General features: G+C 42.8%; 10 protein-coding genes. 9 read left to right on the top strand and 1 reads right to left on the bottom strand.

Annotated elements, in window-relative coordinates:
- Positions 1-14 precede the first annotated feature (14 nt).
- The 9 genes from J0L83_02070 (at position 15) to J0L83_02030 (ending at position 9612) form a co-directional block, all read left to right on the top strand.
- Positions 15-1166, top strand: a complete 1152-nt coding sequence (locus J0L83_02070) for an ABC transporter substrate-binding protein (GenBank protein ID MBN8663328.1) — start codon at positions 15-17, stop codon at positions 1164-1166.
- Positions 1167-1192: 26 nt separating this feature from the next.
- The gene (locus J0L83_02065; protein ID MBN8663327.1) at positions 1193-1357 is read left to right on the top strand and encodes a DUF2256 domain-containing protein; all 165 of its coding nucleotides are present in this window, start codon (positions 1193-1195) and stop codon (positions 1355-1357) included.
- Positions 1357-2361 (top strand): ligase-associated DNA damage response exonuclease, encoded by a 1005-nt coding sequence (locus J0L83_02060; GenBank protein ID MBN8663326.1) that lies wholly within the window; start codon positions 1357-1359, stop codon positions 2359-2361. The genes J0L83_02065 and J0L83_02060 overlap by 1 nt, the downstream gene beginning before the upstream one ends.
- A complete protein-coding gene (locus J0L83_02055) occupies positions 2358-3953 on the top strand; it encodes an ATP-dependent DNA ligase (GenBank protein ID MBN8663325.1) in 1596 nt (531 codons plus the stop codon). Before J0L83_02060 ends, J0L83_02055 begins: the two co-directional genes overlap by 4 nt.
- Entirely contained in the window at positions 3950-6412 is a 2463-nt protein-coding gene (locus J0L83_02050; protein ID MBN8663324.1) for a ligase-associated DNA damage response DEXH box helicase, read from the top strand. Before J0L83_02055 ends, J0L83_02050 begins: the two co-directional genes overlap by 4 nt.
- Positions 6413-6427: 15 nt before the next feature.
- Positions 6428-7114, top strand: coding sequence for a ligase-associated DNA damage response endonuclease PdeM (gene pdeM / locus J0L83_02045; GenBank protein ID MBN8663323.1), 687 nt, complete (start codon positions 6428-6430; stop codon positions 7112-7114).
- A 62-nt stretch (positions 7115-7176) separates the two neighbouring features.
- On the top strand, positions 7177-8019 hold the full coding sequence (locus tag J0L83_02040; GenBank protein ID MBN8663322.1) for a histone deacetylase: 843 nt from the start codon (positions 7177-7179) through the stop codon (positions 8017-8019).
- Between the two features lie 104 nt (positions 8020-8123).
- Positions 8124-9038 carry a hypothetical protein gene (locus J0L83_02035; GenBank protein ID MBN8663321.1) on the top strand — a complete coding sequence of 305 codons (915 nt, stop codon included), beginning with the start codon at positions 8124-8126 and terminating at the stop codon, positions 9036-9038.
- Positions 9039-9096: 58 nt separating this feature from the next.
- Complete coding sequence (locus tag J0L83_02030; protein MBN8663320.1) at positions 9097-9612, top strand: DUF1648 domain-containing protein; 516 nt, start codon at positions 9097-9099, stop codon at positions 9610-9612.
- On the opposite strand, the gene J0L83_02025 is transcribed toward J0L83_02030, so the two are convergent.
- Positions 9609-11984, bottom strand: a complete 2376-nt coding sequence (locus tag J0L83_02025; GenBank protein ID MBN8663319.1) for a carbohydrate binding family 9 domain-containing protein — start codon at positions 11982-11984, stop codon at positions 9609-9611. The two genes, J0L83_02030 and J0L83_02025, sit on opposite strands and share 4 nt — an antisense overlap.
- Positions 11985-12116: the final 132 nt, after the last annotated feature.

Here is a 12116-nt window from a genome sequence, read left to right as displayed (position 1 = left end):
CGTATTTTGATTCCATGAAGCGTTTGGTTACGATAGTGCTCTTTTTGTTAGTTCATCAAGCATTTGGGCAAATACCGAAGATTGCAGTATTCGCACCAGTATATCTGGATTCTGCATTCAATGGAGAACAATACAAATTGGGCAACAGTTACCTGCCCAAGCAATTATTGCCTGGCTTGGACTTTTACAATGGGATGATCGCCGCCATTGATTCACTGAATGCGGAGAAGACACAGGTTGAGGTATTGTTTTATGATACCAAAAGTGTCACAAAGCCTATCAATACCATTATTAGTAAAAATGAACTGCAGGGTGTACAGCTCATCATTGCCGCATTCAATACACGTAATGAGGTTAAGCCCTTGGCTGATTATGCAAAACAATTGGGTATACCACTCATTTCAGCTACTTATCCAAATGATGGAGGTGTTGCTGAAAATCCATACTTCTACATGATCAATTCTACACTGAATACCCATGTAGAAGCCATGCATCGCTTTTTACAACGCTATTTTCCGCTACACAATACCATTTATGTAACACGCAAAGGCAGTAGTGAGGATCTAATCAAGCAAACATTTACTGAGCTGAATAAAAACACCCCTGCTGCACCTTTAAAAATAAAAATGGTAGAGCTAATCGACAGCTTTCAAACACCGGATCTTTTACCACTGCTCGACAGCACAAAGGAAAACCTGATTATTTGTGGCAGTTTAAATGAATCCTTTGGTTTAAAGCTGGTACGTACAGTGAGTCCATATAAGCAATACAAAACCAGCATCACTGGCATGCCTACCTGGGAAACCCTGCGCGAATTGAATAAGGAAGACTGTCGGGATGTAGAATTAATATACTCAACTCCTTTCAATCTGCCGAGAAGTGGCAAATTCTATCAATACCTGAATGAACAATACAAAAGAAGATACAATGGCCGCCCAAGCGATATGTATTTCCGAGGTTTCGAGAATACTTATCATTTTACCAAACTGCTCTTGTATCATGGCAGTCAGCTGAAACAAAATCTCTCAGATAAGTCGTTCAGCTTTTTCCATGAATACGATTTTAAGCCCAATATGAATCAACGCAGCAATACCGTTGACTATTTCGAGAACAAGAAAGTTTACTTTGTTCGGAAACTGAATGGAGCTATTAAATCTGTCAACTAATTCTCCTTCTCACCTGTTATTGAGCCATGAAACAATCTGGTTTCAAAGGCAATAAGCAATCTTTACCACAGAAGCTTTGTGTAACTTGTGGCAGGCCCATGACTTGGCGTAAAAGCTGGGCGAAAAATTGGGAATCGGTAAAATACTGCAGCGATAAATGCAGAAGCCAAAAAGCCAAATCTGCTAACTGATGGCATTGATTGATTTTACGGATAAAAGCCTTTACTGTGCCGCAGGTGATTTCTATATCGACCCCTGGCGCCCTGTAGATCGTGCGGTGATTACCCATGCACACAGCGATCACGCAAGGGCTGGTAGCAAACATTATCTCTGCCATCATTTAACCTTACCCATTCTACAGCTAAGATTGGGGCAGTACGCTTATCAAAGCGTGGATTGGAATGAGTCCGTATGGATCAATGGCGTGCGTATCAGCCTGCATCCATCCGGACATATCATTGGTGCAGCACAAATTCGTGTGGAGTATAAAGGCGAAGTATGGGTAGTAAGTGGCGATTATAAAACTGAGAACGATGGTATTAGTGGCGCATTTGAACCTCTACCCTGCCATACATTTATAACCGAATCTACTTTTGGATTGCCCGTCTATCGCTGGCAGTCACAGGAAGTAATTTTCGAACAAATGCGGGCGTGGATAGGTAATAATCAACAACAAGACCGTGCCAGCATGTTGATTGCCTATTCACTGGGTAAAGCACAGCGAATTCTACAAGCCATCTCACCCATCACCAATAAGATTTATGTACACAGTGCCATCTGGAATACCCATCAGGTTTTGTTAAACAACGGCATTCAACTGCCAGTAGTCCAACGTATCACTAATGAAACCAATAAAGCCGATTTAAAAGGCGCCGTCATCATTGCGCCACCTGGTGCAGAAGATAGTCCGTGGACGAAAAGACTACCGAGGTTTAGAACAGCTACTTGTAGTGGATGGATGCAAGTGCGCGGTCAAGCCAGAAGAAGTAGTAGCGATATGGGCTTTGCACTAAGTGATCATGCAGACTGGAATGGCTTACTCAGTGCTGTGAAAGCAACAGGTGCATCAAAAGTATTTGTAACGCACGGGTTTCAATCTGTTTTCAGCAGGTATCTGAATGAAATTGGTATTGAAGCAGCAGAAGTGATAACGCAATACGGCGAAGAAGAAAAGAATACGGAGGAGCCTGTATGAAAGCATTTGCCAATTTGATACAAGTGCTAGGCGCTTCATCCAAAACAAATGAAAAGCTGGATGCTTTATCCCAATACTTTCTGCAGGCAAGCGACTCAGACAAAGTATGGGTGATTGCCATCTTCAGCGGCCGAAGACCCAAAAGAATGGCCAACTCAAGAGAGTTGAAGAACTGGTGCATGGAGATTGTTGGTTTGCCGGAATGGTTGTTCGAAGAAGCTTATCATACTGTAGGTGATTTAGCAGAAACCATTGCGCTCTTATTACCTGAAGCAAAAAAAGATGCACCTCACAAAAGCCTGACCGATTGCATACAAGAAATGCGCGCATTGGAGAAAGCTGATGAAACTTTACGTAAAGAGTACATCATCAATCAATGGATGCAGCAGGACAATAGCGAACGCTTCTTATTCAACAAACTCATCACAGGTGGCTTTCGCATTGGCGTATCGCAGCAGATGATGGTGCAGGCTTTATCCAAAGTAACGCAGTTAGCTCCAGAGCAAATCGCCTTGCTCATTAGCGGCAATTGGGATCCTGCAAACACGAGTTTTCAAGAGCTGACGAATGTTTCCGCTGCGCGGGATAATCACTCCAGACCTTATCCTTTCTATCTGGCCTATGCATTAGATACTGAGCCTAGTGAATTAGGCCAGCCCAATGAATGGCAGGCAGAATGGAAATGGGATGGTATTCGCGGACAAATCATCAGCAGAAACCATGAAATCTTTGTATGGTCGCGCGGAGAGGAATTGATGACAGAACGATTTCCGGAATTACAAAGCCTAAAAGATTGTTTACCTGAAGGCGTTGTACTGGATGGAGAAATTGTGACCATGAATGATGACAAGCTGCTACCCTTTTCAACTTTACAAACACGTATTTCCAGAAAGCAAGTCACCAAAAAAGTATTACAAGAAGCGCCCGTTGCTTTTTTGGCTTATGACTTATTAGAATACGAAGGCAAGGATTGTCGCGAATGGCCACTGGAAAAAAGAAGAACAATACTCGAAAATATTGTAGCACAAGCTGCAGCGCCTTTGTTGAAAATATCGCCAACTATTGCTTTTAAAGATTGGGAGGAATTGATATCCATCCGACAATCTTCCAGAAGCATGCAGGCAGAGGGACTCATGCTGAAGCGAAAATCATCCGTCTATCAATCCGGGAGAAAGACGGGTGATTGGTGGAAATGGAAAATAGACCCCATGACAATTGATGCCGTGCTCTTATACGCACAGAAAGGTCATGGCAGAAGAAGCAATCTATTCACAGACTATACATTTGCTGTGAAAGATGGCGACAAACTGGTTACATTCACCAAAGCCTACTCTGGCTTAACTGATAAAGAGTTTACCGAAGTAGATGCATTTGTGAAACAAAATGCTGTTGAAAAATTTGGTCCGGTGCGTACAGTAAAACCTGAGTTGGTATTTGAAATAGCATTCGAAGGCATTGCTGCAAGCAAGAGACACAAATGCGGCGTAGCACTTCGTTTTCCACGCATGCATCGCTGGCGAAAAGACAAGAAAGTAGATGAGATCAATACACTGGATGATTTAAAACAATTATTGCGTTTATACGGCCAATGACACAACCAGGCTTTACCATCATTAACCAATGGCTTGCCGGCAAAGGCTTTCAGGCTTTTCCTTTTCAGGAAGCAGCTTGGAGAAGTATTGTTGATGGTAATAGTGGTTTGGTAAATGCGCCTACCGGCTGTGGCAAAACCTATTCCGTTTTCCTCGGTGCTTTGATTCAATTCATTAACGAACATCCCTCTGACTACGCAAAACGTAAAAACAACGGTCTGCAATTACTCTGGGTAACACCATTACGTGCTTTAGCCAAGGATATTGGCAGGGCCATGGAAGAAGTGATTACCGAACTGGGCATGCAATGGCGTGTAGGCATCCGCAATGGTGATACTGATACCAGTGAAAGAGCTAAGCAGAAACGCAATATGCCCGAAGTGCTGATCATTACGCCGGAGAGTTTGCATTTGCTATTAGCACAAAAAGGGCATCCCGCACAATTAGAGACATTACGCATCATTGCTGTGGATGAATGGCATGAGCTGATTGGCAGCAAAAGAGGTGTGCAGGTTGAATTAGCCATCAGCAGAATTGTACATCTTACAAAACAACCCGTATCTCTCTGGGGAATATCTGCCACTATCGGCAATCTAGATGAAGCAGCAGCATGTTTGCTTGCCCCTATCGAAAAAGCACCTGTGATCATTCGCGCGCAGATGGACAAGCAGATAGCAGTAGAATCCATCATACCGGAAGCGATTGAAAAATATCCATGGGCCGGTCATCTGGGCATTAAACTGGCTGAACGTATCATTCCTATAATCGAACAAAGCAATACTACGCTCATCTTCATCAATACAAGAGGGATGAGTGAAACCTGGTATCAAACCATCCTCACCGTTGCACCACATTTAGCTGGAGCTATCGCCTTGCACCATGGCAGTATTGAGCGAGAACTTCGAGAATGGATTGAAGAATCCTTGCATACACAGAAACTTAAAGCTGTTGTCTGTACGGCTAGCTTGGATTTGGGTGTCGACTTTAGACCTGTAGATACAGTGATACAAGTTGGTTCACCAAAAGGTGTGGCCAGGTTTCTACAAAGAGCTGGCAGAAGCGGACACAGACCAGGCGATATTAGTAAAATCTATTTTCTACCTACGCATTCTTTAGAACTGGTAGAAGCTGCTGCACTAAAGAATGCCATCAATGCGGGCACTATTGAAAGCAAAACTCCACTCCTCCTCTGCTTTGATGTATTGATTCAATATCTCTGCACTTTGGCCACAGGCGAAGGCTTCAAGCCGGATGAGATTTTTACAGAAGTGAAAAAGACCTATTGCTTTAGCGAGATGCGTGAAGATGAGTTTCGTGAGACCTTACTACATATCACCCAAGGCGGCAATGCACTGCAGCAATACGATGAATACAGAAAAGTAGAAGTTGATGAAGGGCTATATCAAATCAAGAGCAGACGTATTGCTATGCGGCACAGAATGCATATTGGCACCATTGTGAGTGATGCCATGCTGAAAGTAAAACTGCTCAATGGGAAATATCTTGGTGTAATTGAGGAGTATTTTATCAGCAGGCTTGAACCCGGCGAAGTATTTACACTTGCCGGAAGAAACTTGGAACTGATCGGCATCAAGGATATGACTGCGATTGTTAAGCCATCAAAGTCGAAAAAAAGTATTGTACCCAGTTGGATGGGCGGCCGCATGTCACTTACAGCCAATCTAGGCGAGAAATTGAGGGAAACCTTGAATGAAGTTATCCAAAGCGATTCACCACAAATAGAGTTAGCGGCGCTGACGCCTTTGTTTGACTTACAAAAAGAACTCTCGCATATACCGCAATCAAATGAATTGCTGATTGAACAAATCAGTCTGAAGGACGAACACCACTTATTTGTCTATCCATTTGAAGGACGCTTGGTACATGAAGCTATGGCTGCCATCCTCGCATATCGCATTGGCAAGATTATGCCAATCACTTTTTCTATCGCCATGAATGATTATGGCTTTGAGCTGTTGAGTGATCAGCAAATTCCTGTGGACGATAGTAATGTTCAAGAACTCTTCAGTACAGAAAACCTTACAGCAGATATTCAGCGCAGTGTGAATGCCAGTGAGATGGCCAAAAGAAAATTCAGAGATATTGCCGTGATTGGTGGCTTGATTTTCCAAGGCTTCCCCGGAGAACAGAAAAAAGCAAGACATCTCCAATCTTCTGCGTCTTTGTTGTTCAAAGTATTTAGCGAATATGAACCCAACAATCTGCTATTGAAGCAAGCCTATCAAGAAGTTTTTGATCAGCAAATGGAAGAAGTACGCTTGCGCGAAGCCATGATGCGTATACAAAATAGCAAGATTGTATTACAATACCCTACCCAGTTGACACCGTTCTGCTTTCCGATCAAAGTAGATGACCTGAACAGAAACCATCACTCTTCTGAGAAGCTCGAAGACCGGGTAAAACGCATGCAGCAACAACTGGAAAGCAATACACGATAAGTTATCTTTGCCGCCTTGACAAAACCAGTACTCCATATCGTTCGGGACCAACATTGCTGGCTGCACGCAGAGAAAATTATCTGGTGGGAGGAAGCACGCAGCATCATTGTAAGTGATTTACACTTTGGCAAGACAGGTCATTTTCGCAAGAGCGGTATCGCTGTTCCTCAATCAGTCTACAAAGAAGATATGCAGCAGTTGGCAGCAATGATCGCCTATTATCAACCAATCAAGATAATTGCTGTGGGTGATTTATTTCATAGCAATGCCAATAAAGAACTGGACTGGTTTTTACGCTGGCGTCAGGATTTTGCACATGTCGCATTTTGTTTGGTAAAAGGAAATCATGATATCCTATCCCCAGATTGGTATGCAAAAGCTGCAATTGGTGTAATCAGTAATTACTACACCGAAGGGCCTTTTGGTTTTATACATGATACTGCGGAGATACCTGAGGAACAAGGCAGCAAGTTTTATTGGTTCAGCGGACATATACACCCAGGCGTGCGCATGGAAGGATCTGCCAAACAAAGTCTGCGCTTGGCTTGTTTCTATTTTCAACAGCAATATGCCATACTTCCTGCATTCAGTAGGTTTACCGGCTTGCAATTGATCAGACCCAAGAAAGCAGATACTATTTATGGCATCATTCCGGCAGACCAACGTTTTCAATCACCCGCTTCCATTCTGCGTTTACAGTAATGGTTAAAATTGCCTACGATAGCATATATGCACATCCCCTACCGGAAGGTCATCGCTTCCCGATGCTGAAATATGAACTGATTCCGGAGCAATTATTACATGAGGGCACCATCACTGCAGAAAATATTTTCTCGCCAGCGCCTTGTGCATTGGAAATAGTTTTGTGGACCCATGATGCAGAATATGTAGATAAACTCTTGCAGCAAATACTCAGTGCATCAGAACAAAGAAAGATTGGATTTTCACAATCGCCTGCGCTTACACAAAGAGAGCTTATCATTACGCAAGGCACAATAGATTGCTGTCATTATGCGCTGCAATTTGGTGCAGCTTTAAATGTAGCCGGGGGCACGCATCATGCTTTTGCCGACAGAGGCGAAGGTTTCTGTCTCTTAAATGATTTTGGTGTTGCAGCAAACTATTTATTGAAAAAGCAACTCGCCCAACAAATCCTCATTATTGATTTGGATGTACATCAGGGCAATGGAACTGCCAGTTTATTTGCACAAGAGCCGCGCGTGTTTACGTTCAGCATGCATGGTGCACACAACTATCCATTCCACAAAGAACAATCTGATCTAGACATTCCATTGCCAGATGGCATTGATGATGCTGCATACCTAAATCTGCTTGAACAAAATCTGAAACAGTTATTTACACAGGTTAAACCAGACTTTGTTTTTTATCTCTCTGGTGTTGACATACTTGTAACAGATAAGTTTGGCAAGCTGAAGATTAGTATGGAAGGCTGCAAGCAGCGGGATGCCATGGTGTTTGAATATTGCAAAAAGCAAAAAACACCCGTTGTTGTAGCCATGGGCGGGGGCTATTCTCCTGATGTAAGGGATATTGTAGAAGCACACTGTAATACTTTCCGTTTAGCCAATGCCATTTTTGGCGTATAAGCAGGGGCTATAAATCAGACACCTTGTTAAGAAATCTTTATAACTAAACGAACAGCTGTTAGCACAGGTTTTGTCTTACAGTCTATGTATCAAAACCTCAGATCATGAAAAGCTATACATCAGCCATTCTTTTGTTTGTCATTATTGGTCTTTTCTCCTGCACTGTTATTCGACAGGGCGAAGTTGGAGTTAAAAGAAGACTCGGTAAAATTGATCCGCAATATGTACAACAAGGCCCAAAGGGATACAACATCTTCACGACAACCATCTTGAAAGTACCAACGCGTACCATGAACATTGAAGTGAAGCCCGACCTTCCCTCTAAAGAAGGCCTCACCATTCGCTCAGAAATTTCTATCCTTTACCGCATCAAGCCAGAAGCTGCACCAAAAATCGTTCAGGATATTGGCTTGAATTATGAGAGTGAAGTAATTCTCCCTGTATTCCGCTCCTCCTCTGCTGACATAACAGCAAAATTTTTAGCCAAAGACATGCACAGCGGCGAGCGCGCACAGATTGAGAATGCAGTCCGTAAGCAAATGAGCGAAATATTAGAGCCGCGTGGTTTCATCATTGATAATGTATTATTAAAAACGATCCGTCTTCCGGAAGGATTGGCACGCACGATTGAAGAAAAGCTCCAGGCTGAACAAGACGCACAGCGTATGGAGTTCGTAAAAGAAAGAGAGAAGCGTGATGCGGAAAGAAAAATCATTGAAGCAGAAGGTAAAAAAGAAATTGCACGCATCCAGGCAGAAGGCGAAAAGAATGCAGCGATTATTCAGGCAGAAGCCAGAAAACGCATGACAGAAATTGAAGCAGAAGGTAAAGCCAATGCCATGAGAATTGAAGCTGACGCTACACGCAGAGCAAATGACACCATCAATAAAACTTTGACGCCACAGGTCTTGAAACTGAGACAGATTGAGGCATTCAGGGCTTTATCCAACAGCAATAACAGCAAGCTGGTGATTACAGACGGCAAAACCCCCTTCCTGACTTTACCTGACAAATTCTAATACATCCGCGAACAAAGGGCCTTGTCGTAAGACAGGCCCTTTTTATTAAATTCATGGCATGAAGAGACCCATACTATCCATAAAGCTTGATAAATGGGATATCTGGATGGAAACAACCGCCTGGACTTTTCTCATTTTATTGTGGATTTACCCCTTACAGTTGTATGCAAGTTTACCAGAGCAGATACCCACACATTTTGGCTTGAATGGAGCTGCTGACGCTTATGGTCACAAGCAATCCATTTTGCTATTGCCTATTATTGCTACTATAATGAACATTGGCATGAGTGTATTAAGTCATTATCCTCATGTGTTCAATTATCCTACCCAAATCACCCCAGAGAATGCGGCTTACCAATACCGCTTCGCAACAAGAATCATCCGATTCACCAGAATCATTACATCCAGCGTATTTTTTCTATTAGTCTACAGAATTATTGCAGGTGTACAATCAGGCGAACACCATTTAGGCACATCCTTCACACCATGGCTAATTGGATTAGGATTGATACCTGCGCTACTCACATTGGTGATGTGGTGGAAAAGCAAAAATGTAGCAGCAAGAGCTACTTAGACTTTTTTACGCCTTAGTTTTTGATAATCCAGAAAATAAATCAGGCGTGCTGTTATCTCTTTTCCTTGTGGCATAGAAAATACCTGACGCAAGTTTTGTCCATACTTACTAAATCTGGTTCCATCTACTGCCATATCTAATGGCATCCAGTTTTTCCAGCCTACAATTAATCGACTACCATACATAAAGTCCCAGGTATAGAACATGTCCAGATTATAGGCATTGTAATTGTTATCATTACCGGCAATAAAAGGTCTATCAATCCAATAGCCCTGCGCATCCACATTATAGAATTTCTCGTAACGCACGCTGCTCCAGTAATGTCTCGCACGAAGTGTTAAGAACATACGAGGTGTAAAATTGTACAACCCTGATAATAGTGTTGTGAACTGATAAATTTTTCTCCAACCGATTATTGGATCCCCATTTGCTTCTCTTCTGAATGCATAACCTACATTACCCAAATCTGAGCTACCATCACCATTCAGCTCCAAACTCAAGCGATCACTAAAGCGATAGCGCACCCCCATTTGATAACGAAAAAACTCAGCATCATCAAAAGCAGGCGTATTCGCATAGCCAAGGTTCATACTTACAAACAAACGCTTGCGGCTATCTGTACTTCCATTAAAACCAAAGTAATGCCAAGGCATCATGCGCACCATTCTTCCTGGCGTACGCAGTTCAAAATAATCATGTTGCCAAAGCGGCTTTGCCTCATAGTTGATACTCAGATCCCAGAAATTCTTAAAGAAATGAAAGATGCTTGCTCCAATATTTATTTCTTGCCACACAAAAGGCTTATATAATTGTCTATTGGTATAGCGTAATGAATAACTGTAACTGAGAAAGCGTTTGGTTGGTGTAAACTGGTTGTAGCTCACTTGAGCAGAAGTTGTAAACTCATTGGGCGCTTGTAAAAAACCGAGATCATTTGGATCATATCTATCAGACTCGACATTCTGCGTAACATTAAACTGTACTTTACCACTCACTTTTCTGGCACTCAGTGTGGTATTGAAACCATCGTAAGGATTCAAACCCATTATCTTACTATAACGCGCTGTGCCAACAAGTCCGTAAGTATTTCGCTTATCGAACAATGCAAAATCTAACGCAGACACATTCGCATCTCTTGCTGTACCACTGCGCATTACATTGGTATTGGTAAAAGTGATGGAGGATCGTCCTTTCAAAGCCTGATCCAACACCACTACACTGTAATTGGTGAGTGGTTCTGTTTCTATCTTCTCCGATTTTCCTGTTACGGTATTCTCAACAATCGCGTGCATTGGTGCGCCTACTGCATTAAAAACACCAATACCTAGGTTCTTTTTGTTTCTACCGGAAAATTTAGAAGCATTGATTAATTGTGTTACACCTGGATTTTTCACAATACGCAAACTTGGATCATTGGCCACCATGCTTTTTACGCTGCTGTAGCCGGCAGGTGTTAGTCCAATTCTTCTGCTGTAAAACAAGCCAGCTTTATTAAAGAGCTCAGTACCCTCGGTGAAAAATGGGCGGTTCTCCTGAAAACGCACTTCAAATGGCGATAGATTAAGGATAACATTATCTGAAATCACCTGACCAAAATCAGGTACCAGCGTCGCATCAAAAGTGAAACTTTCATTCACACCCCATTTCACATCCATACCACCATTGCGGAGAAATTCATTCACCGTTCCTTTGGTGGTTGGTGTACTTCTATATCCTGCTGTTACGTAAGGCAGAAAAGATAAACGCAAGGGCGGCACTACATTACTAATACCGTCCAGATCACCAAACTGGTTTACAAATCCTGCTTCGTTTGGATTCACTGCATTCCAGTAACTACTTTCATTCAATCTTCTGCTGAAGCGTTGAAAGTTTACACCCCATTTTTGCTGCGGAGTTTTGGCAAATCGCAAAGAGATGTAAGGAATGCGCAGCTCCACCGTCCAGCCATCTTCTGTAAAATGCACATTACTTTCCCAAACAGCATCCCAACTATAATCGCTTGGTGGGCCAAACCTACTTTGTACGGCAGGTGAAACACGCCCGTCCGATTGTACGTTTCTGCTGGTTACCACAAACTGGAAACCATTCTGATCGTCATTGTAGGTATCTAGAAACACTGAGAAATAATCCACATCCTGTCTTTGCTCACCATCTCTTGCAGTCAGCTGCTTACGCACCATTTTCGGATCGTCATAGAGCTTGGCAGCGATATACATGGCAGCATCATCATACAAAACCCATACTTCTGTCTTCAGCTGTGCCGGGTTACCGTAATCCGGTGAGTTGATGATAAAATCCTTTGCGGGGGTTGCTTTGGCCCAAACAGTATCGTTAAGCAAGCCATCAATTTTAGGCGCTTGTACTGTACGCACAGCAAACATAGTTTTCTGAGGGAAAGCAGTACGATCCTGCGCCTGAGCAAAGGCAGACAGCAAGCAAATCAGTAAAAGGGTTAGACATCTCATGCAGGCCGCAAAATTGCAGGAAACCATCAGCAAACACAA

This window comes from Chitinophagales bacterium (genome assembly GCA_017303835.1).
Lineage (GTDB): Bacteria > Bacteroidota > Bacteroidia > Chitinophagales > Chitinophagaceae > JAFLBI01.
The sequence above is the reverse complement of the archived record's forward strand: the minus strand, read 5'-3'. Positions and strand labels throughout refer to the sequence as shown.